This window comes from Corynebacterium limaceinasi (genome assembly GCF_046717465.1).
GTDB lineage: Bacteria > Actinomycetota > Actinomycetes > Mycobacteriales > Mycobacteriaceae > Corynebacterium.
The window spans coordinates 1302513-1322843 of the sequence record NZ_CP177100.1; the positions used below are offsets into that span (position 1 = coordinate 1302513).

The window sequence follows — 20331 nt, forward strand, 5'->3', positions numbered from 1 at the left end:
CCTACGTCACCGCCGCGCTTTCGCCGCGCTGGCGGCTAAGCTTAAAGACTATGTCAGATACCCAGATACTCAATGACTTACTTCATACCGCGCACACGCGCCTGCTCAACGAGGAAGAGCTGGAGGAACTAAATTCGGTCAACGGCGGGCTTGCTGAGTTCATCGGCCTTACCTTCGACCGCGTGGGCCCATCCGAGGCCCGCGCGCGCCTTACCGTGACTCCACAGCATCACCAGCCGTGGGGCGTGGCCAATGGCGGGCTATATTGCACCATCGCGGAAACGGTGGCCTCCCTTGCCAGCGTCGCGGCTGCCGATGCCCCAGCGATGGGGGTCAATAACTCCACGGACTTCATCAGGGCGACGGGGGAGGGCGAGCTAGAAGCCGTGGCCACCCCCATTCAATTGGGCACGCGCACCCACGTGTGGAGCGTAGAAATGCGCCAAGGAGACACACTCATTGCACGCACCACGCTGCGCACCATGATTCTGGCTGAACGAAGCTAGGGCTAGAGCCAGTGGTTTTTCCGGAACCACGCCCACAGGCCGCCGACGACAGCCACCATGATGATTATTGCCATGGGATAGCCAAAGGCCCAGTGCAGCTCCGGCATGATATCGAAGTTCATGCCGTAAATTCCGGCGACTAGCGTCGGCGCTGCCCACATACCGACGACGGCGGAGATCGTGCGCATATCGGAGTTTTGCTGCATAGTGACCTTGGCCACAGAGGCATCAATAAGCGAGGTCAAGCGTTCATCGAAGCTGGCCACCAAGTCATTGACCACGAGCTCGTGGTCGTAGACATCGCGCAGGTATGACCGGATCTGCTTAGAGATGAGATCCTTGTGATCCGAGACCATCGCCTTTAATGCCGCAGAGAGCGGGTAAATGGCGTGCTTCATCTCCAAGACTTCGCGCTTGAACATATAAATGCGGTCGACGTCGAATTTGAGGTTAGGGGTAAAGATTTCCTCTTCGAGTTCATCGACTTCATCGCTAATCAGGCGGGCGACCTCGGAGTAGCGGTCCACCATCATGTCCAGGATCTTCCAGGCCATGGCGACGGGGCCGAGCTCCACCAAGTCCTGCTCGTCTTCGACTGTGTACGCCAAGTTAGGCAGCTTTGCACCGTGGCGGACGGTAATGATGAAGTTAGAGCCCATGATCATCTGGATTTCGCCCGTCGAAATGATCTGGCGCTTATCTTGCACCTCATCGTGGTCGCGGTAATTCACCGAGCGGGCCACCACAAAAAGCTGGTCATCGTAGCGCTCTAGCTTAGGGCGCTGGTGGGCCATAACGGCGTCTTCCACGATGAGCTCGTGGATGCCAAATTGTGAGGCGATCTTCGTCATCTGAGATTCATAAGGCTCATGCAGGCCAACCCAGACAAACCCGCGGCCATATTCCGCCACGGTTTCCAGGGCGGAATGTGCGGAATACTCGCCGGGTAGGGCCTCACCATCGACGAAGACGCGGCAGTGCTCAATGGCGCGCTCCGCGGGAACCGGTGGGAAGGAGGGCTGACTAGGAGGCGTGGATTTCTTTCGGCCCCTAAAGGGCGTGGGTACGGACGGCATCGTTTCAGCCTCCTTTGCACGGTAGTGCGGATAGTAACGCAATCAAGTAGTAAAACGGTCCACGTTTTACGCAGCGGGTAAAGCTTACACCGACGGTGAGTAATATAATCGAATCTATGCCTACGTGGAAAGAAGTTACCGAAGCCAATCCCGCCCACTCCCATAATTTCGCCCGCAAATGGAAGATGCTGGAGGCGCAGGGCAAAGACATTCATGGGGAGGCCCGGCTTGTCGATGCCATGGTGGAGCGCAATTCCACCATCCTCGACGCCGGTTGTGGAACCGGCCGCGTCGGTGGGGAATTGCTGCGCCGCGGTCACAGCGTGGTGGGCATTGACGTGGACCCCATTTTGATCGAGCATGCCGAACATGACTTCCCCGACGGCGAGTGGTTCGTTGGGGACCTGTGCACGGAAGAGGTTCCCGAAGGCCCCTTTGACCTCGCCGTTTCTGCGGGAAACGTCATGGGCTTTTTGGCCGTGGACGGCCGCGAGAAAGCCCTGCGAAATATTTTTAACTCGCTGACCCCCGGCGGGCGCTTCGTCACCGGCTTTGGGGAAGGCCGCGGATGGGACTTCCAGGACTTCCTCGATATGGCGCAGAAGGTGGGCTACCGCATTGACTTCACGTTTTCTTCCTGGGACATGAAGCTATTTTCGGAGCATTCCACCTTCTTGGTCGCCGTGCTATCTAGGCCTGGTGCGGACCTCTTGGCCTAAGGCCTTAAAAGCGCCGGTCCGCTTGGTCGAAGAAATCGACCTCGTGGATGCTGGCGCTGATAAAGGCGCGCTCGGCGCGGGTCCGAGTGGCCTCATCCGCCTTCTCCAGGGTTTCCTCCACAATCTTGATGCTCTCGCGCACCCCGGCGAGGAAATCTTCGCCGCCGTAGACCTCCAACCAGGCATGGTAGGGGTGATCGGGCGAGTCGAATTCCGCCAGGTGCAAGCCCACCTCTGCATACAGCCAGTAGCAGGGAAGTACGGCCGCGATGCCGACGGCGTAGTCGTCCGTATGCGTAGAGCGGATGAGGAAATCCGTGTAGGCGCTAGTGACCCGCGATGGCGTGGTAGTAGCAGAATCCTTCAACCACCCGCGGTGCAGCTCAGCCTCCTCCGCGAGGCACTCATAGGCGCCTTGCGCCCAGTGCAATTGCTGTGCGGTATCCGGCGCTTGGCTGGCGAGGCGAGCCAGGGCCTTGGAGTAGGCCGCCAAGTATTGCGAATCCTGATCGAGGTAGAAGCTGAAAGCATCGTTGGCGAGTGCACCGGAACCCAGCTTCTGAATAAAGGGGAGTGCCTTTACCTCCTCCCAGTGTTCCGCCGCGATATTCCACAGGCGCTGCGTGTACGGGCCAGCGGCCGCAACCCGCGGCTGGTCTGGATTTTCTACCTCGTCCAAAGGCCCAGCCAGGTGAGGAAGCGGTACCGAGGACGCCGCCCGCATCAAGCGTTGCGAGCGGTGCAGGTGGTCTACCGGCCCGCTGCCCTTGCCGACGGCCAGCGCATCCGCATTGGCAATCGCCTCGTGCAGCCAATCCGTCGACCATTCGAGGGCGGTTGCGGCATCATCGCCGGCACCGAGCCGCGTTGCGAGGGCAGAGGAGAGGGAGCAGCCCGTGCCATGGGTATTCTTGGTCTGCACTCGAGCCGATTCCACGCGGTGCACCTTTCCATCTGGGGTGACCACTGCATTATCTGCAATCGCCGAGTCAAGGTGCCCGCCCTTGACGATGACCGCAGTATCCGCCTCCGCAGCCCATGCCTGCGCCACTTCGATGGCGTGGTCCAAATCCTTGGCTTCCTCCGTCTGCGTGAGTACGGCCAGCTCCTTGAGGTTGGGCGTGATGACATCAGCGCGGGAGCACAGATCGCGCACCGCCTTTTCCGCCTCGGGGGCCAAGAGGCGGTCGCCGCTGGTGGCCACCATAACCGGGTCCAAGACCACAGGGACGGACGGGTCAATGTGGTCGAGGAAGGTGGCCACGAGGTCGGTGATGTTGGCATCGGCAAGCATGCCGATCTTGATGGCGTCGATGTCTACGTCCTCGCGGACCGAATCAAGCTGCTCCTGGAGGAAATCCAGCGGCGGGACGTGGACGCTGCGCACGCCCTGGGTATTCTGGGCCACCAGCGCGGTGACCACGCTCATTCCATACCCGCCCGCGGCGGCGATGGACTTCAGATCGGCCTGGATGCCGGCTCCGCCTGTGGGATCGGTTCCAGCAATCGAAAGAATACGGGGATAGGTTCCTTTAGCCACGGTAGGCCTCCTTTAGGTTGTGTGCTGCGGCTGCCGGGTCATCGGCAGCCATGATGTCGCTGACCACGCAAATCCCTGCGAATTCGCTTCCGGAAAGTTCGTGGGCATTGTGTGCCTTGATGCCGCCGATGGCGACGGACTCGAGGCCGCGTTCGCGCGCCGCGGTGGCAAGGCGCCTGGCGGCCTCAGCGCCGATTCCCGCGGGTGCATTCTTCTTGGTCGCTGTCGAGTGAACCGGGCCAATGCCAATGACGTCGGGGGCTTGCTGCGGATCGATGGCGTCCAATTCCTGCTGCGTTCCCACCGAAAGCCCGATGAGCTTATCGGGACCGAGCAGAGCACGGGCTTGGGATAAGTCCATATCGTCTTGGCCAATGTGCAGGTGGCAGCCTACCCTGGCCGCGACCTCGGCGCGGTCATTGATAAAGAGCGGGACGTCGCCCAAGACCTCCAGAAGCTCGCGGGCGGTAGCCTCGACCTCCTCGTCGCTGGCATCTTTATCGCGCAATTGCACGACGGTCGCCCCGCCACGCACCGCCTCTTGCACGATGGGAACGACCTGGTCCCGCCCGCCGGCGAGGTCTGGGTCGGTGATGAGATACAGCGTCCAATCGATGTTCATGCTAGCCCCGCAACGTCCGCGACCTCGGAGGCAGAGATGCGCTCTTCGATGGCATCAGTGGTGAGCTCATGCAGCGCATCGAGCCAAGCAACCGCAAAGGAGCCAGGCGCAATAGATTTCTCCGCGGCAACGCTGCCCGCGGCCCCGACATGCGCATGCGCGGCGATGATAGCCGCGAATGGATCCTCCCACGCTGCCAGGTAAGCCGCGCAGATGGCGCCTATCGAACACCCCGTTCCGATGACGTTTTGCAGCATCGGGTGCCCAGACTCGAGGCTTACCGCACGCGGCGTTTCGCCAGCCTGCACGATGAGATCCGTGGGGCCAGATACGCCGATGACGGCCTCAGTTTCGCGGGAAAGTTTGAGTGCTGGTTCCAGCGCGGCCTCCACGCCATCGGTGGATTCCACGCCGCGCCCGCCGGCTCCGGTTCCAGCCAAGGCGATGATTTCGGAGGCGTTGCCGCGAATCGCAGTCGGGCCCTGCGGCAAGACTTCATGCATGAACTCGGTGCGCTTTTCCAGCCCGCCCGCACCGACGGGGTCAAGGACCCACGGGGTTCCGGCCGCGGTCGCACCGGCGATTGCCTCACGCATGCCTGAGTATTGCTCGGAATTCGGCGTGCCGCAATTGATGAGCACGCCGCTGGCGATCTTCGCAAATTCTTGCGACTCTTCCGGAGTATCGACCATGGCTGGGCTGGCACCGATAGCCAATAGTGCATTGGCAGAGATATTGCTGACGACCTTATTGGTCAAGCACTGAATAAGTGGAGCGGTTTCGCGCACCGCATCGTGGGCACGCAGAAATGATAAGTCCACAACAATCCCTTCGCTAGTTCTAACTAAGTGCAGGTTCGATGGGTTTTTCTCAGCCACGGTGCGTGGCACCCCATGTTGTAATGTCCAAGCCTAACAAAAATGGGAAAATAGGAACGAAAACCGCAAAAGCCGCCGCCCACAGCCCCGCAGGAGGGGAGTGGGCCGGCGGCCGGTGCCGAAGAAAGTTTAGTTCTTTTCTTCTTCTGCCTCGTCGATGAGGTTGCGGGCAATGCGCTGCTGGGTAGTAATTTCCAGGTTGCCTCGGTTGCGGGAGAGGATATTAGCTGCCCAGTTGACCAATACGGCCAAGCGGCTGCGCAGGCCAACGACGTAGGTCAAGTGCAGTGCCAACCAAGCCAACCAGCCTGGGAAGCCGGAGAACTCGGTCTTGCCCAGCTTCACGACGGCATTGAAGCGAGTCACGATGGCCATGGAGCCCTTGTCGAAGTACTCGAAAGGTTCCTTTTCATCGGCGGTGGACTCCTCGTCCACCTTGGTCTCGATGAGCTTGGCGACGTGCTCGCCGCCCTGGATGGCCACCTGTGCCAAGCCCGGCAGGCGGTTCAGGGACATCATGTCACCGATGATGTAGACGTTGTTGAAGTCACCAACGGTCATGTCATCGTTGACGGACACGCGGCCGGCGCGGTCAGCCTCGACGCCGGCCTGGTCAGCGACCATCTTGCCCAGCGGGGAAGCAGCAACACCGGCGGACCAGATCTTGGTTGCGCCCTCCAGGGTGACCTCTTCGTCGGTCTTCATGTTCTTGTAGGTCACGGAGTTTTCGTTGACATCGGTCACCATGGCGTTCAGGCGAACATTGACGCCTTCCTTCTCCAGGGTGCGCTGGGCACGGCGGCCCAGGCGCTTGCCAAACGGTGGGAGTACCTGTGGCGCGCCGTCCAGCAGGTAAATCTTAGCGGCGGAGGTGCCGTAGGTGGAGTAGACATCGCTAAGCGTGCGGTTAGCCAACTCAGCAATCTGGCCGGTGAGCTCCACACCGGTCGGGCCGGCGCCAACGATGATGAAGGTGAGGAGGCGCTCGCGCTCAGCGGGGTCATCGGTAAGCTCAGCTTTTTCGAAGGCCGAAATGATGCGGGAACGCAGCTCCAAGGCATCATCCAAGGTCTTCATGCCAGGTGCAAACTCCGCAAAGTGGTCATTGCCAAAGTACGACTGGCTGGAACCAGCGGCGACGACGAGAGAGTCATAGGAGTAGGTGCGCGAAAAATCATCGAGCTCGGCCGTAACCGTCTGGTCTTCCAAGTTAATGTCGGTTACGTTGCCGTTGACAAAGTCCACATTATCCTGGTTGCGCAGGAGCTGGCGGGTTGAGGGAGCAACCTCACCTGCGGAAATCATGCCGGTTGCCACCTGGTAGAGCATCGGCTGGAACAGGTGGTGGTTCTTCTTATCGATGAGGGTGATCTCAACATCGGCGTTCTTCAACTTCTTCACAGTGTTAAGACCGCCGAATCCACCGCCAACCACGACAACGTGGTGACGGCTTCCGTTTGGACGATAAGGGGTATCAGTCATGGAATTAATGCGACCTTCCTCGAGAAAGCTTAATTTAAGTACCCGTATAGTGTAAACGCTCGTCACATAACGTGCATACTTGATACCCATTTACATGCGTTTCGGGTTTCCTTTCCTGCGGAGCGTCTTGACCGAAACCGCTCAGAAACTGGCTAAAATTAGCCCACACCGTGACCCCTTGCACCCAGGAGCGCTCCCCAAACCATGAGTTTTTCCACCCCCGAGCATTTACGCTCCATCGACGCGGAGGCATGGCCCAATATCGCGACCGTGCCATCGCAGCGCTGGGCGACTCTAAAATCCCGCCGGGCCGAGGCGGAATTTGCCAAGGCCTGCGATAATGCCGGCTTGGAGCTCGAACTCGATGCGGCGGGCGGCCCCGATTTGAAGGTAGGCCACGATGCGCTCTTCGAGCGGATCGCCGCTACCGGATGGTTAGGCTTTGCCGAAAGCTACATGGCAGGCGAGTGGACCGTCGAATCCTCCGCCCAATTGGTAAAGGTTTTGGGCAAGCTCCTACAGGTGGGATACCTCCCAAAGCCGCAGGGACTAAGCGTCCGCGATTCTGAGCCAGGGGAGCTGCCGCTCGATCTGGTGCGCCTCTATGCCGGCGATGGGTTGAGCCACGTCGGCGGGGTTTTCTCCAGCGGCGTGCCGACGACGATCCGGGAAACGGTCGAAAGCTTTAGCCCGAAAGCCGGCGGCAGGGAGCCGAAGAGCCACTTTGTCGATGTCACCACCGTCAGCGAGCCCACCAACGTGGACCGAGATGACTTGGGGGAGGCGCAGCGCAGGGCGGCAGATTGGCTTCTCGATGCCACCCGCACCGGCGCCGGTACCCACCTTCTGGTCTATCCCGCGGCCGGAATGCAGGCCGCGATACGCGCTACCAAGCGCCGCGCCACAGTAGACGTCCTGACCAGCGATGTTGAACAAATTACCCAGATGCGCGAGGCGCTTGTCTTTGCCGGAACGGAAGACTCTATCCACGTAGAGCGGATTCCGGATTCCGTTCCGAGCCCCAAACAGTGGCGCGGGCACTACGACGCGATTATCAGCGTGGAAAAGTTCGAGCAATTAAGCCCGCGAGAGCGCAAGGCCTATATCCGGGTCCTCGATCGCTTCCTTACCGCAAACGGGCGGGCGGCTTTTCAATCCACCGTGGCCACCGAATCCATGTCGGACGCGGCACGAGCTTCCCTGCAAGCCATGCGGGCCTATATCTGGCCCGGCCTCGACTACCCGCTGACCATGGATGTGCACCGGCTCGTGGATAAGAACTCTCACCTGCGCATCGTGTCCGAAACGCACGTGGGTAGCCACTATATTGAGTCCCTGCGTCAACAACGTTCCTTTTTCGATGGGCACCTGCGCGAGGCCGCCGCTGCCGGCTTTGATCCGGTTTTCCGCAGGTTATGGACCTTCCAATTCGCACTTCGCGAGGCGCTCATGACCCTAGGGATGATAGACTCCGTCCAATTTGGCCTAACCCACCGCAATCGCGGCGGGCGGCGTTAGGATTTTTATTGCGGAAGCTCGTCGAATTCGTCTAGCAAGTCAACGCTCGGGACGAAAAAGTTCGTACCGGTCAGGGCCGTGGAGAAGTCCAGGATCCGGTCGTAATTGCCTTCCGGATCGCCGATAAACATATTGCGCAAACGCTCGTTGATATCTTCTGGGTCTTTGGCATAGCCGATGAAGTACGTGCCCATCTCACCTGCGGCAAAGGAACCGAAAACCATATTCTCGCGGTAGATATCTTCCTCAAGGTCATTGAGGGCCACGTGGGAATTGGAGGGCTGCGTATCCTCATCGAGCTCCACGTCATCGGCCTTGGTGCGCCCGATAACGCGTTCTTGCTCTTCGGTGCTGATGCCGCTCCATTTATTGAGGTCATGGGTGTACTTTTGCACGGTGACGTAGGAGCCGCGGGGATAATCGGCGTCATCGGCAAGCAGCACTGTCTCTAGAGCTTCCTCGGGGAGGGGATTGGCGGTGCCATCCACAAAGCCTAGGAGGTCGCGCTGGTCCAAGTACTTGAAGCCCTGGGTCTCATCGATGACGGTGGCGGCATCGCCCAGCTGGCGCAGGACCTGGCGCGCCATCTCGTGGCAGAGGTCATAGGTATTCGCGCGGAAATGCAGCAGGATATCGCCGGGCGTGGAAGGTGCCTTGTAAGTGCCCTCGAGCGCCTCGAACTCCTTGAGCTTGTCCGGGCGGGGAGCGCTGGTAAGGCGCGGCCACATGGACGCGCCGATGCCGACGACCGTATACAGCTCGCCCTCATTGTGGCGGAAATTGACGGACTTGAAGGTATCGCTAAAAGCGGAGAGCATGTCCCGAGTGGCTTGCTCGCCGCCTTCCGCAATATCCAAGACCAGGAACAGGGCGGCGCGGGAAGGCTTTTTAACAACGCGTTGAATAGTCATGAGCTCCAGCATATGTGTTGGCCTTGGGCGTTGCACGTTTGGTGTATGTGGTGCTTGGGTGCTTGGGTTCGGGCGGGATGTGGATGCTTTGATGCGTTTTGACAAATAGTGGGCCAATTTAGGGCTTTTGGAGGGCACTATTTGTCAATTTGGAACATTTTGCGCTGTGAGTGGCTTGAACATTCTTATTTGACGGGCCTCGGCACGATGGGAGGGACTTCCACGGATCTAAAATGACATAATGTACATTATCGGACAATTATGGAGTTCTGCAGGTTAAGCTGGGGCGGCTTGAGCGTGTATGGATTGCGTGCGATGCTGACTGCCGTGTTCGCGGTTCGGTCCGGAGCGTTGACCGCCCCGCTTGTTTTGGATGCGGCGTGCTAAGGCTTGAAGGTTCCGCGGATAAGTTGGCCCAGACTTTGCCGAGACGCCTTTGGAATACCTGAAGCGAGCCAGCCTTTCGAATCCGCCTGGGCTTGCCTGGGGTGTCTAGCGAACAGTCCCAACGGCCCAAACGCCCGATTGTGCGTGCGGGTGCCGATAGCTGGACTTTCCTGCCGCTGCGCCAGGGACACTTATACCCTGGCATTTAGTCACAGTGACGTTAATCAAAGGGGTGAAGCCTTGGTCCTCTATTGGTTTTTATAGGTGCTCCATAGCTGCCAGATGGTTAATACCGCCAGCAATGCTGCAACCGCAGTGACAATCCACATCTGCTGGACCGCGACGAAAATCGAGAAAACTATGACGACTACGAGGCGGACCCACAGGGCGGAAATTAAGCGTCGAGAATTCACGGTTTAGTCCTTGTTTAAGGAGATGCGCAGGTTGATCTCGCCGTCCTCGGCGACCTTAGCCGCCAGCATGTCAGGCGTCTCCACGTTGTAGTCCAGGCGGTTAATCGGAACGTCGCCGCCAATGACGATATCATCACCGTCACGCAGAACATCGAACTCATGGGTGATTTCCTGCGTCTTGTCCTTGATCGTAAGGTCACCGGTGAGCTTGACGGAGCCGATGGTGCCGTCTTCGGGGACATCGGCAAGCGAGGCGGGCTTGGTAAGCGTGAAGGAAGACTCTGGGAAGTCTGAGGTCTTAAAGAGCTTGGACTTCATGTTTTGGTCGCGGACCTTCTTGTCCGTGGTGAGGGCATCCATATTCACCGTGATGGTGGCGGATTCCAGCGTGGAATCGGAAATCTCCGCCTGACCGGTGACCTCCGTGGTCGATCCGGAGGTGGACGTCCTCTCCGCAGGCAGAACCTCGTCGAAGGTAAAGCCCACCGAGGTGTGGTTATCGGCGCGACCCTTGGCCACTGACCAGGAACCGTCGAGCGGCGTTGAGGCTGCCTTGGCGCCATCGGCAGTCACGGGCTCCGTCTTGACGCCGCCGCTTTTGAAAAGCGAGTACACAATCGGGCCGATCGCTACGGCGGTAAGCACGAGGATTAAAACCACGAAAATGGAAACAACGAGTTTCCGGTTATAAAAAAGCTTTTTCATCTACTATCGAAGTCCTTCTAAACGCCGAGCCAGCGAAACAAGCTCCTCACACAGACTGGAAAGCTCTTCCGCGCTCGCGCCTTCTTCCGCGGCGGTATTAATGTCTTCTGCGGAACACCGCAATTCAAAAAGGCCGTCGCGCAAACCTTGCACTTTATCTGGGCTTAAGATTACTGCATCGGCAGGAATATCCGTGCCACTGACATTGTTTCTTTGTTCATAGGCACGCTGTTTGCACGAGGCGCTGCAAAACTTACGTGGTCGTCCCCTACCGCCTTGGTCAATATCCTTTCCACACCATTGGCAGGAACCGACATTGCTTTCACGACTAGCTGTACGGATCACTCGATACACTTTAGTCCATTAAACGGCGGGCTGGGAACAATACCGCCTGGGTGTTCGTTATAATAAATAGCTCTTAGGCGAAACTATCGCCGTCAATCAGGGATCTCTTTGAAAAGGATGATGTTGCATGGCAGATCGCGTACTCCGTGGCAGCCGTATGGGTGCAGTCAGCTACGAAACTGACCGCGACCACGACCTCGCACCGCGTCAGATGGTGAAATACCGCACGGATGATGGTGAGATTTATGAGGTGCCCTTTGCACATGAGGCAGAAATCCCTGAAGAATGGATGTGCAAGAATGGCAAACTGGGCCACCTCGTAGAGGGCGAAGGCGTGGAAGCTAAGCCCATCAAGCCACCGCGCACCCACTGGGATATGCTGCGGGAGCGTCGCTCCATCGAGGAGCTCGATGAGCTTTTGGAAGAGCGCATTAACCACCTGCGCTCCCGCCGTCGGACCGCTGCTCGCCTCCTCAAGGAGCAGGAACAGCAGAAGAAGTCTTAAAGGCTCAAGCGGTATTAATTAAAGCCCGTACCCCGGCTGCCATATTGGCACGGGGTACGGGCTTTCTGCTGCTTAGATTACTTCTTCTTAGTCAGCTGGCCCACCTGGTGCTTGACCAAGTATCCCAGCTCATTGGCCAAGTTGGTGGCCCAGCCCACACCGTTGCGGGCCTTCTGGCCGGCATTGTGAACGGAGCCGTATTTGACCTCGTGGTCCGCCAGCTTGGACACCTCGCCGGCAAAATCCTTCACCTGCTCCGCGCGGTGGGCCACGCCCCACTTGGTTACCTCGAAGAGGGAATCCTTGACAAAGGAACCATCCAGCTTGGATTCGCCGTACTCGCGCTCGGTGAAGGTGATGGGTACCTCGCGGATATCGTATCCAGCCTTGACCGCGCGGAAGGCCAAGTCCACCTGGAAGATGTAGCCGGCCTTGGACAGCTCGTCAAAGTCGATGTCTTCCAACAGCTCGCGGCGGAAAGCGCGGTAGCCGGCGGTCATATCGGACAGGTCGGTTCCAAGCGCGAAGGAGATGTACAGGTTGCCCAAGCGGGACAGGTATTCGCGAGATGCCGGCCAGTTGACGGTCTCGCCGCCTGGCACATAGCGGGAGCCGATGACGAGGTCCGCGCCGTTGTCAATCTCCTCCAGCAGCAGATGCAGCTGCTCTGGGGCGTGGGAGCCATCAGCATCCATTTCACAAAGGACCTGGTAATCGCGCTCCAAGCCCCACTCGAAGCCGGCGATATAAGCGCCCAAGAGGCCGCCCTTGCCCTCGCGGTGCAACACGTGAATGTGGTCATCTTCTGCTGCGAAAGCATCGGCCTTCTCGCCGGTGCCGTCGGGGGAATTATCATCCACAACGAGGATGTGAACCTCTGGCAGCGCCTCGCGGACGCGGCCGGTAATCAAGGGAAGATTTTCAATCTCGTTATACGTTGGGATGATAACCAGCGTCGCAGAATCAAGAGTGCTCACAGTAATTAATGCTCCTACTTTTCTTTAGCGCCGACACCGCGAGGTGTACGACCCAATCGGTTGGTACGCACAGCAATGAGTGCGCAGACGGTACCAATAATAACCATCAGCCACTGCATGAGCGAACCGTAGCGCACCGAAAATGTTTCACCGGTTTTCAGCGGCAGGCTTTCTACCAGTGCCGCGGGCTCAAAGAGCTCCGAGGATTGGCTTACGCTGCCGTCTGGGTGAACGAGTGCCGAGACCCCAGAGGTGGCTGCGACCACGACGGCGCGGTCGGTTTCGAGCGCGCGCAGCCTGCTCATGGCCAGTTGCTGGTACGTCATATCGGAAAAGCCGAACGTGGCGTTATTGGTAGGCGTCGTGAGAATCTGCGCGCCGTTTTTGATGGATTCGTGGAAGGCGTTATCGAAGGAGACCTCATAACAGGTCGCCACACCTACCGCGACGGAATTCATGGAGACCACACCAGGCCCATCCCCTGCCTTAAAATCCCCGGCAAGGTCGACGTAGTCCGAAAAATGCGCGAAGAAGTCCCGCATAGGCATGGTCTCACCGAATGGCTGCAGGTACTTCTTATAGTGATGGTCGCCCACGCCGTGGCCGGGAGTAAAGACTTGCATGGTATTGCGCGCGCCCACCTCATCGCGGGTGGCGGTGCCAACCAGCACTGGAGCGTCAATGGCATCGACGGCCCCGCTAATGGCCTGGGCCGCCTCGCCGTCACGGAAAGGATCGATATCGGAAGAGTTTTCCGGCCAGATCACCAGATCTATATCGTCTTCGCGGCGGGCTAGCTTCTCCGTTTCTTGGACGTGGTTATTCAGCACCGCCCGCCGTTGCCCGGCGAAATCCAAACCACTGCGCGGAACGTTGCCTTGGATCGCGGCCACCTTGGTATCGCCCACCTTGGTATCTGCGGGATCGATGCCGCGCCCAGCCGCGAGTCCCGCAATGAGCGGGAGAATAAGCGCGGCGCCAGCGGCTATCTTTACCCGCCCGCCGCGCAGCAACAAGCCGGCCAGACCGCAGGCGCACAATGCCGTTGCCACCGTGATCATCGAGGTCCCACCCCACGGGGCTAGGTTGGCTAAGGGCCCTTCAATTTGCCCCCACGCCAGTTTGACCCAAGGGAAACCGCCAAAGGGCACAGAGGAACGCAGGACCTCAACGGCGAGGTATACGAAGGGAAAGACCAGAAATCCATATCGCCATCGCGCCACCGCGGCCCCAAAGATGCCTAAAAGGATGGCATAGACCGAAAGCCAGATAGAAAGCGCCGCATAGGGCACGGTCCCTACCAACTCGCCAATCCACGGCAGGCTCAGCAGGTACAAGACCAAGCCGTGCGTTACCGCCAAGAGGGCACCTGTAGCCCCGCGCACCTGTCGCCCACGCCACGGCATCAGGCTCACATACAGCAGGGCGATGCCTATAATCGCGCCCCACCACCAGCCGCGAGGCTCAACGGCGGTAAAGGTCAGCGCACCAGAAATACCCGCTATGACCAGGCGGGCGAAAAATACCGCCACCTATTTTCCACCCTGCGAATTATCATCGCCGCCGCGGGGACCGAAGTCATCAGGGTCCAGGTTCTCGGACCAGTTGCGCAGCCCTTCCTCATCGATTACCTCGTGGGAATCGCTCTGACCCGAGGCCTGACCAAAGGATTGCCCCGAGGCCTGCCCAAAGGAACCAAAGTTGCCATAGCTATCGTGCTGTTGCGCCATGGGCGATGCCTCGTAAATGCGCACACCCATCTTCTCCACTTTGCGGTAGATGGATACGGCCATAAACTTTCGAAACAGCGACCGCGTTGGGGCGAAGATGAGCAGGAGCCCCAGAAAACTGGTCAAGAACCCGGGCAGGGACAGCAACATGCCACCGGCCAAGGTTAAGCCCACGTTGCCGGCGGTTTTACCTACGTTGTCATCGCGCACGTAGTAGGTCCCGTCACCGGCCTGCTCTACCTGTTTACCCATCAGCCGACGCACCTCAATGCCGGCGATGGACATGCCAAAGAACATCGTGATGAACAGGGCAATGAGCGCCCAAAAGACGCCAATCCACTCAGCGACGGCCCAAAACGCTAAGGTTTCCGCCAGCATATAGAGGACGAGATATAAAATCGGCATAGCTTCCAGTTTAACGAGCAATGCTGACGATGTGCTGGCAACACTCAGGCTACACTGGCAAGCTATGCATTACCCCGAATTTTTCCAGCACCCCGAGTCCGGCACTTGCCTGCGCCTACACGTTGTAGGCGGGTTTACCAGCCCCAATGATTGGATCCATTTGGGTTATTGCGCGGCGCATTGGGCCGATGGCAGCGTTTATATTCGCCCCAATTCCGCCATCGAGTTGCGGGGAGTTACAGACAAGGCGCAGCTGGCGGCGGAGCTGGATGAATTGGAGCTGCAGAGCTTCCACATTCCTATGCTGGCCTCTCCCCTTTCTGCCCCGACGAAGCAGGCCGCGCGCGAGCTGGCCACGCACCTGAATACCGAACAGCCCGGCTTGGAATCGCTCGCAATTACCGCTACCGACGACGATCTCCCGGCTTCTGCCACGCAGGTCAACATGCGGCTGCTTGACGATGCCACCTTGAATATCACCCAGTCCCCCGCCGCCGACAGCCCTACCGCGGGTCTCTCGCTTGCCGATGCCGCAGCCCACCTCCAACGCCTCGGTGCACAAAACACCGAGACGAAGGGCGGTGTGACAAGTGACGCGGAGCTTAACGCAGAACCTGGGCCCATTGGCTGGTTGGACGAGCACCAGGCAGAAGGCGTGGTCGACCTTGGCGCGGGGGTCTACCAAGGCGCCATCCCGGCGCAGTTCGCGCAGCTTATCGGCCAGCTCGAGGTGAACATCACGGTCACCCCGTGGGGTGGCTTAGTCTTTCACGACATCGCGGAGGGCGATGCCGAGGTCGTCCTCCGCGTGCTCGCCCCGCGCGGATTCATCTTCGACATCAACTCGCCCCTATTGCGGGAAGGCGAGGCCGACTAGCGCGGCATGTGCCGCCAGATGGGTCGGGGCACCAACCGCATGACCCATGCCAAGGCTTGTAGCGCCCTTGGGATCCACAGGGTGTGGCTGCGCGCCTGACCGCGGCGGTCATCGTTATCTATGCAGGCGACGACGGCATCGGCGACATCGCCTGGCCGCACCGATAGTGGGGCCGGTTTCATTCCTTGGGTCATGGACCCGATGACGAACCCTGGGCGCGCGGTAATCAGGCCAAGCCCGCTGCCGTGCAGCCTGTCCGCAAGGCCCTGGCAAAAGGCATCCAGCCCGGCTTTGGTGGAACCGTAGACATAATTGGCGCGCCGCGCCCGCCACCCAGCGATGGAAGAAAAGGCCACGATGTGGCCGCGCGGCATCGACTGAGCCGCCACCGTGAGTACGGAGACCTGGGCGGTGTAGTCGATGGTGGCGATCTGTGCCGCGTGGGCAGGATCGGTGTCCGCCCTATCTTGATCCCCCAGAATGCCAAAGGCGACCACGGTAAGTTCAATCGCGCGGACGCGTTCCTTGGCCTCGGCAAAGATCTGGCGGTGCTGGGAAAAGTCCTCCGCGTCAAAGGAAAGCTGGTGGACGCTGCGCGCACCAGCGGCCTCTAACCGGGAGGTAATCTCCTCAAGCCCGTGGGTCCCGCGCGCGGCGAGGACGATGTCGTTGCCGCGGGCCACGCGCTGGGCGATTTCGCCGCCGATATCGCTGCGCCCGCCCAGGATCAGTACGCCAGCCACTTAGCGCACTTCGCGTTCGACGACGTTGAGGGACTCGTAGCCATCCTTGGTAAGTACCACGATATCCTCGAGGCGCATGCCCCACTTTCCCTCCAGGTAAATGCCCGGCTCGATGGAAAAGGCCATGCCCTCTTCCAGCGCTAGGTCATTGCCCTCCATGATAAAGGGCTCCTCGTGGGTCGAGAGACCAATACCGTGGCCGGTGCGGTGGACGAATTTATCGCCCCAACCGGCATCGGCAATGGCCTTCCTAGCAACCCCGTCGATTTCTTCGGCCGTGCTGCCGGGCTTGGCGGCGGCGCGGGCGGCCGCCTGGGCATCGTAAAGCACGGCATAGGCGTCCTGGAAGTCCTGCGGCGCCTGGCTGAGATCGCCGCCTACGACGTAGGTGCGGGTGCAATCGGAGTGGTAGCCGGAGGGCAAGGTACCGCCGAGATCCACGACAACGGGCTCGCCCGCCGCCAGCTTCCGGTCAGAGAAGCTGTGGTGCGGATTGGCGCCATTCGGGCCGGAGCCCACGATGACGAAGTCAATGATGGAATGCTCTTCGAGAATGAGCTTTTCCAGTTCATGGGCCACCTCGGCCTCGGTGCGGCCGGGCTGCAGGAGCTCGGGGACCTTGGCGTGCACGGCGTCGATGGCCTGACCGGCTTTGCGCAGCTCCGCGATTTCCGCCTCGTCCTTGCGGGTAAACAGCTCTGCCAGCGCGTAGGTGGCAAGGACGTAGTCCGCATCAGATACGAGCCCCTGGAACTGCAGGATATGATCCGCCGTTAGGGATTGGCCCAGCGCGACCTTCGTGATCGACGCAGCGCCCTTGAGAGCGAGCTCGTAGGGATTATCGCCGTCATTCCACCCGCGCAGCTCAACGTCGAGCTTGCCGACGGGCGCCGATTTAATATCCGTGATATCCGTATTCGGCGAGACAATCCACGGCGTGCCGCTTTGGGGAACGGCCAGCACCGTCAGGCGCTCGTGGGACGATACCCACGAACCGGTCAGGTAGGCGAAATCGGGGCCGGTGCCAATCAGCAAAAGGTCAATGCCCTGCTGGGCGGCTGCTTCTTGCGCGGCCGCGAGCCGACGCGAATACACTTCGGGAGAAAAAGCCTGAGTAGTCATGCCCCACAGTCTACTAGCCAGCGGCCTGGGCTAGCTTAGGCCCCGATCGTGACGACCCCGCGCTGGATGGCATCGATCGCGCGGCGCGCGTTGCGCTGGATCTGGCCATCGTAGCCAGTCTTGGCGATTTGCTGCAGTAGGTCCACGACCTGGCGGCACCACCGCACGAAGTCACCGGGGGTAAGCTCCGCGCCCGCCTCATTGGCCGCCGCCATGCAATAGCCCAAGGGCGCACCCGCCGCCCACTGGTGAATGGCTAGTGCAAAGCCGGCTTCGGGTTCGCGCGTTGGCGACAGCCGGTGGCGGCGTTCATCTGCGCTGAGCTCGGTATAGATGCGCCAGGTCGCATTCATGGCATCGGCCATGCGGTCCGTTGCCGCCTCCGGCTGGCCCCCAGTGGCCTTCCTATTTTCAAAGCAGCACAGGGAAGCAACGCCGGCCAATTCCGCTGGATCCAGCTCATCCCAAATGCCGCGCTTCAGGCATTGGGCAACAAGCAGATCGGATTCGCTATGAATCTTGGCCAGGCGCTCACCTTCCTCAGTGATGACCGGCGTGCGATCGCTGCCCGCACCAGAGAACTCGACATAGTCCATCTCCGCGAGCAGATCCACGATGCGTTCAAAGGTGCGGCCCAGCGTATCGGTCGCCTTATTCACCTTGGCCTGCAGCTTTTCGAGGTCGCGCTCGCGCCGCGCCAACTTCTGCGCCACGCCGGCTAGCTGCTCCCTATCGGTGGCGGGCCACTCGTGCGCAGGGTGCTCGCGAATGGCATCGCGCAACTCGCCCACCCGCTTATTTGGTCGCAGGCGTGGTTTCGACTTCATCCGTTTCGGGCGGTCAAACTTCTCGCGGCGGAAGACATCCTGGATGTACTTGGTATTGCGCCGCGGGTTTTTGCGCACCGGCTTCGGGATCTTAATGCGGCCCAGCTGAATCGGTGGATTATTAATCCCAGTGGCATCGATGCGGCCTGACCAGCCGGATTCCGTGGTGACCCACGGGCGTGGATCCTCAGTCTGGTTGGCCGGGGTGACCACCGCTGCAAGGGTGGGCCTTTTCTTTCCGGCAAGCGCGATGACATCGCCCAATTGCAGGCGGGCTAGCACCGCGACTACTTCCTGGGTGCGTTGGTGTTCCTTATTAACCTTGGATTGTTTTTCTTCCGCCGTCAGTTCGCGGCGCAACCGGATATAATCCATGAGCACCTCGGCGGGATCCTCGCCGTCCTTGGCTGGTGGTGCGAGGGCATCGACGGCATCGTCAAGCTGCTCCCGCAATTCGCGCACCCGATGCTCCGCTCGTTCAAGTTCTCGGGTTTCTTCCACCACGGAGCCATCGGCTTGAAACTGTGCAAAGGACTTTTCCAGCAGCCGCAGCGAGTCCTCAAAACCAAGCATACCCAGCAGGTTAATGGCCATGTTATAGCCTGGCGCAAACGTGGAAATAAGCGGATACGTCCGGGTCGATGCCAAACCGGCGACAAAACGCGGATCCATGGCAGGTGCCCACTGCACGACCGCGTTGCCCAGGGTATCGATTCCACGCCGGCCAGCGCGCCCAGTCAGCTGCGTGTATTGGCCTGGCGTGAGGTCCACGTGCGCTTCACCATTGAACTTAATGAGCTTTTCGAGCACCACCGTGCGGGCGGGCATATTAATGCCCAAGGCAAGGGTCTCTGTTGCGAATACGGCGCGCACCAAGCCGCGGACAAAGAGATCTTCTACGATGTGGCGAAATGCCGGCAGCATCCCGGCATGGTGGGCGGCAAAGCCGCGGGAGAGCGCTTCGCGCCACCGCCGGAAATCTAGGACCTGGAGGTCTTCTTCGGGGATGCCCTCAACGCCGGCATCGACAATGGCCTTGATCTCTTCTGCTTCTTCTTGCGTCGTCAGCACCATCCTGCTGCGCAGGCACTGATAGAGCGCTCCATCGCAACCGGCGCGGGAAAAGATAAAGGTAATCGCGGGCAGCATATCTTGCGATTGCAGCACCTTGAGCACCTCCGGGCGCCCTAAGGGACGGTAGCGATCCTGCGGCCGGGAGGAACCGGAACGCCCACCTGCCTTCCCGTGGAATTCGCTGCGCCCGCCGCCCTTGTGGCGCGCCCTCGCGCGAAAACCCTTGCCGGATTTATAGTCCGCGCGCCCATCATCGCTATCGCCTGCCTCAAGGCGCTGAATACGGCGTTCTAGCTCGGAATTGACCTGGCCGCCGGACTCCGGCTCAAAGAGTGGATAAATCTTGCGGCCCAACATCATCCATTGATCGAGCGGGACGGGACGGTGTTCGGTCACGATGACCGAGGTATCGCCGCGGACGGTAGCGAGCCATTCACCGAATTCCTCGGAATTGGACACGGTGGCAGATAACCCAATGATGGAAACGTGATCCGCCAAGTTCAGAATGACTTCTTCCCAGACCGCGCCGCGGGAGGCATCTGCAAGGAAGTGGATTTCATCCATGACCACATGGGTAAGCCGATCCAGCGCGGGCGAATCCGCGTAGATCATATTCCGCAGCACCTCAGTGGTCATCACCACGATTTCTGCATCGGCGTTAATGGAGACATCGCCAGTCAGCAGACCAACGGCATCCTCGCCGTGCTCAGCGACGAGGTCGTGGTATTTCTGGTTGCTCAGCGCCTTAATCGGGGTGGTATAAAAGCACTTCGTGCCGCGGCTTAGGGCCAAAGAAACGGCGAACTCGCCAACGACGGTTTTACCTGCACCGGTAGGGGCGCAAACGAGGACACCTTGGCCATTTTCTACCGCCTCACACCCCTGCACCTGGAACTCATCCAAGGGGTATGGGAGGCCGGCGGCAAAGGTATCCAGGTGAGTTTCAGTCATATCTCACAAGGCTACCCG

At 59.8% G+C, this 20331-nt stretch carries 20 protein-coding genes and 1 riboswitch; of the genes, 5 read left to right on the plus strand and 15 right to left on the minus strand.

Translation table 11 applies throughout. The features are described 5' to 3' along the window. Positions 1–50 precede the first annotated feature (50 nt). Entirely contained in the window at positions 51–506 is a 456-nt protein-coding gene (locus ACLI1Q_RS06400) for a PaaI family thioesterase (RefSeq protein ID WP_239268073.1), read from the plus strand. Between the two features lie 2 nt (positions 507–508). Here the strand turns inward: ACLI1Q_RS06400 and corA are convergent, their stop codons facing one another. After that, positions 509–1582 carry a magnesium/cobalt transporter CorA gene (gene corA / locus ACLI1Q_RS06405; RefSeq protein ID WP_239268075.1) on the minus strand — a complete coding sequence of 358 codons (1074 nt, stop codon included), beginning with the start codon at positions 1580–1582 and terminating at the stop codon, positions 509–511. Between the two features lie 116 nt (positions 1583–1698). Between corA and ACLI1Q_RS06410 the strand changes: the two genes are divergently transcribed. Then, on the plus strand, positions 1699–2301 hold the full coding sequence (locus tag ACLI1Q_RS06410; RefSeq protein ID WP_284849596.1) for a class I SAM-dependent methyltransferase: 603 nt from the start codon (positions 1699–1701) through the stop codon (positions 2299–2301). 4 nt (positions 2302–2305) lie between these two features. Here the strand turns inward: ACLI1Q_RS06410 and ACLI1Q_RS06415 are convergent, their stop codons facing one another. The 4 genes from ACLI1Q_RS06415 to ACLI1Q_RS06430 all read right to left on the minus strand — a co-directional run bounded on the left by ACLI1Q_RS06415 (position 2306) and on the right by ACLI1Q_RS06430 (position 6823). Then, a complete protein-coding gene (locus ACLI1Q_RS06415; protein ID WP_284869696.1) occupies positions 2306–3841 on the minus strand; it encodes a bifunctional hydroxymethylpyrimidine kinase/phosphomethylpyrimidine kinase in 1536 nt (511 codons plus the stop codon). After that, entirely contained in the window at positions 3834–4463 is a 630-nt protein-coding gene (gene thiE / locus ACLI1Q_RS06420) for a thiamine phosphate synthase (RefSeq protein WP_284849598.1), read from the minus strand. The genes ACLI1Q_RS06415 and thiE overlap by 8 nt, the downstream gene beginning before the upstream one ends. Beyond that, complete coding sequence (thiM, locus tag ACLI1Q_RS06425; RefSeq protein ID WP_284849599.1) at positions 4460–5284, minus strand: hydroxyethylthiazole kinase; 825 nt, start codon at positions 5282–5284, stop codon at positions 4460–4462. Before thiM ends, thiE begins: the two co-directional genes overlap by 4 nt. Continuing rightward, positions 5272–5367, minus strand: a riboswitch (TPP riboswitch). Its footprint overlaps the gene before it by 13 nt. 103 nt (positions 5368–5470) lie before the next feature. Next, positions 5471–6823: an NAD(P)/FAD-dependent oxidoreductase gene (locus ACLI1Q_RS06430; RefSeq protein ID WP_284849600.1), complete on the minus strand. Its 1353-nt coding sequence runs from the start codon at positions 6821–6823 to the stop codon at positions 5471–5473. Between the two features lie 204 nt (positions 6824–7027). Between ACLI1Q_RS06430 and ACLI1Q_RS06435 the strand changes: the two genes are divergently transcribed. Next, positions 7028–8341, plus strand: coding sequence for a class I SAM-dependent methyltransferase (locus ACLI1Q_RS06435; protein ID WP_239268087.1), 1314 nt, complete (start codon positions 7028–7030; stop codon positions 8339–8341). Positions 8342–8346: 5 nt separating this feature from the next. On the opposite strand, the gene ACLI1Q_RS06440 is transcribed toward ACLI1Q_RS06435, so the two are convergent. From ACLI1Q_RS06440 to ACLI1Q_RS06455, 4 genes are all read right to left on the minus strand, one after another. Further along, entirely contained in the window at positions 8347–9252 is a 906-nt protein-coding gene (locus ACLI1Q_RS06440) for a Dyp-type peroxidase (RefSeq protein WP_239268089.1), read from the minus strand. Positions 9253–9887: 635 nt separating this feature from the next. Next, entirely contained in the window at positions 9888–10052 is a 165-nt protein-coding gene (locus ACLI1Q_RS06445) for a hypothetical protein (RefSeq protein ID WP_239268091.1), read from the minus strand. A 3-nt stretch (positions 10053–10055) separates the two neighbouring features. Then, on the minus strand, positions 10056–10757 hold the full coding sequence (locus ACLI1Q_RS06450) for a YceI family protein (protein ID WP_239268093.1): 702 nt from the start codon (positions 10755–10757) through the stop codon (positions 10056–10058). Between the two features lie 3 nt (positions 10758–10760). Next, positions 10761–11102, minus strand: coding sequence for a hypothetical protein (locus ACLI1Q_RS06455; protein WP_239268095.1), 342 nt, complete (start codon positions 11100–11102; stop codon positions 10761–10763). A gap of 127 nt (positions 11103–11229) precedes the next feature. Here ACLI1Q_RS06455 and ACLI1Q_RS06460 point away from each other — a divergent pair, with 127 nt between their 5' ends. Continuing rightward, the gene (locus ACLI1Q_RS06460) at positions 11230–11607 is read left to right on the plus strand and encodes an RNA polymerase-binding protein RbpA (protein ID WP_005279221.1); all 378 of its coding nucleotides are present in this window, start codon (positions 11230–11232) and stop codon (positions 11605–11607) included. 77 nt (positions 11608–11684) lie between these two features. Here ACLI1Q_RS06460 and ACLI1Q_RS06465 read toward each other — a convergent pair whose 3' ends face one another. From ACLI1Q_RS06465 to ACLI1Q_RS06475, 3 genes are read right to left on the minus strand one after another with little or no spacing between them, the layout of a single operon-like run. Further along, a complete protein-coding gene (locus ACLI1Q_RS06465; protein WP_239268097.1) occupies positions 11685–12584 on the minus strand; it encodes a polyprenol monophosphomannose synthase in 900 nt (299 codons plus the stop codon). Positions 12585–12598: 14 nt separating this feature from the next. Then, complete coding sequence (gene lnt / locus ACLI1Q_RS06470; protein ID WP_239268099.1) at positions 12599–14116, minus strand: apolipoprotein N-acyltransferase; 1518 nt, start codon at positions 14114–14116, stop codon at positions 12599–12601. Further along, complete coding sequence (locus ACLI1Q_RS06475) at positions 14117–14719, minus strand: FxsA family protein (RefSeq protein ID WP_411696925.1); 603 nt, start codon at positions 14717–14719, stop codon at positions 14117–14119. Positions 14720–14783: 64 nt separating this feature from the next. Here ACLI1Q_RS06475 and ACLI1Q_RS06480 point away from each other — a divergent pair, with 64 nt between their 5' ends. Beyond that, complete coding sequence (locus ACLI1Q_RS06480) at positions 14784–15596, plus strand: precorrin-3B synthase (protein WP_284849601.1); 813 nt, start codon at positions 14784–14786, stop codon at positions 15594–15596. Here ACLI1Q_RS06480 and ACLI1Q_RS06485 read toward each other — a convergent pair. The 3 genes from ACLI1Q_RS06485 to ACLI1Q_RS06495 are packed head-to-tail and all read right to left on the minus strand — an operon-like array spanning position 15593 to position 20313. Next, positions 15593–16339, minus strand: a complete 747-nt coding sequence (locus ACLI1Q_RS06485) for an SDR family oxidoreductase (RefSeq protein WP_284849602.1) — start codon at positions 16337–16339, stop codon at positions 15593–15595. The genes ACLI1Q_RS06480 and ACLI1Q_RS06485 overlap by 4 nt on opposite strands. Beyond that, the gene (locus ACLI1Q_RS06490) at positions 16340–17461 is read right to left on the minus strand and encodes a M24 family metallopeptidase (RefSeq protein ID WP_239268107.1); all 1122 of its coding nucleotides are present in this window, start codon (positions 17459–17461) and stop codon (positions 16340–16342) included. It abuts the gene before it with no gap. A gap of 35 nt (positions 17462–17496) precedes the next feature. Continuing rightward, the gene (locus tag ACLI1Q_RS06495) at positions 17497–20313 is read right to left on the minus strand and encodes a DEAD/DEAH box helicase (protein ID WP_284849603.1); all 2817 of its coding nucleotides are present in this window, start codon (positions 20311–20313) and stop codon (positions 17497–17499) included. Positions 20314–20331: the final 18 nt, after the last annotated feature.

What these genes read in the sequence shown, in the direction of transcription:
- ACLI1Q_RS06480 (WP_284849601.1), top strand. Translation starts at nt 14,784, where the DNA reads ATGCATTACCCCGAATTTTTCCAGCACCCCGAGTCCGGCACTTGCCTG.
- ACLI1Q_RS06400 (WP_239268073.1), top strand. Translation starts at nt 51, where the DNA reads ATGTCAGATACCCAGATACTCAATGACTTACTTCATACCGCGCACACG.
- thiE (WP_284849598.1), bottom strand. Translation starts at nt 4,463, where the DNA reads ATGAACATCGATTGGACGCTGTATCTCATCACCGACCCAGACCTCGCC.
- ACLI1Q_RS06460 (WP_005279221.1), top strand. Translation starts at nt 11,230, where the DNA reads ATGGCAGATCGCGTACTCCGTGGCAGCCGTATGGGTGCAGTCAGCTAC.
- ACLI1Q_RS06440 (WP_239268089.1), bottom strand. Translation starts at nt 9,252, where the DNA reads ATGACTATTCAACGCGTTGTTAAAAAGCCTTCCCGCGCCGCCCTGTTC.
- ACLI1Q_RS06490 (WP_239268107.1), bottom strand. Translation starts at nt 17,461, where the DNA reads ATGACTACTCAGGCTTTTTCTCCCGAAGTGTATTCGCGTCGGCTCGCG.
- ACLI1Q_RS06410 (WP_284849596.1), top strand. Translation starts at nt 1,699, where the DNA reads ATGCCTACGTGGAAAGAAGTTACCGAAGCCAATCCCGCCCACTCCCAT.
- ACLI1Q_RS06435 (WP_239268087.1), top strand. Translation starts at nt 7,028, where the DNA reads ATGAGTTTTTCCACCCCCGAGCATTTACGCTCCATCGACGCGGAGGCA.
- ACLI1Q_RS06495 (WP_284849603.1), bottom strand. Translation starts at nt 20,313, where the DNA reads ATGACTGAAACTCACCTGGATACCTTTGCCGCCGGCCTCCCATACCCC.
- corA (WP_239268075.1), bottom strand. Translation starts at nt 1,582, where the DNA reads ATGCCGTCCGTACCCACGCCCTTTAGGGGCCGAAAGAAATCCACGCCT.
- ACLI1Q_RS06430 (WP_284849600.1), bottom strand. Translation starts at nt 6,823, where the DNA reads ATGACTGATACCCCTTATCGTCCAAACGGAAGCCGTCACCACGTTGTC.
- ACLI1Q_RS06450 (WP_239268093.1), bottom strand. Translation starts at nt 10,757, where the DNA reads ATGAAAAAGCTTTTTTATAACCGGAAACTCGTTGTTTCCATTTTCGTG.
- ACLI1Q_RS06475 (WP_411696925.1), bottom strand. Translation starts at nt 14,719, where the DNA reads ATGCCGATTTTATATCTCGTCCTCTATATGCTGGCGGAAACCTTAGCG.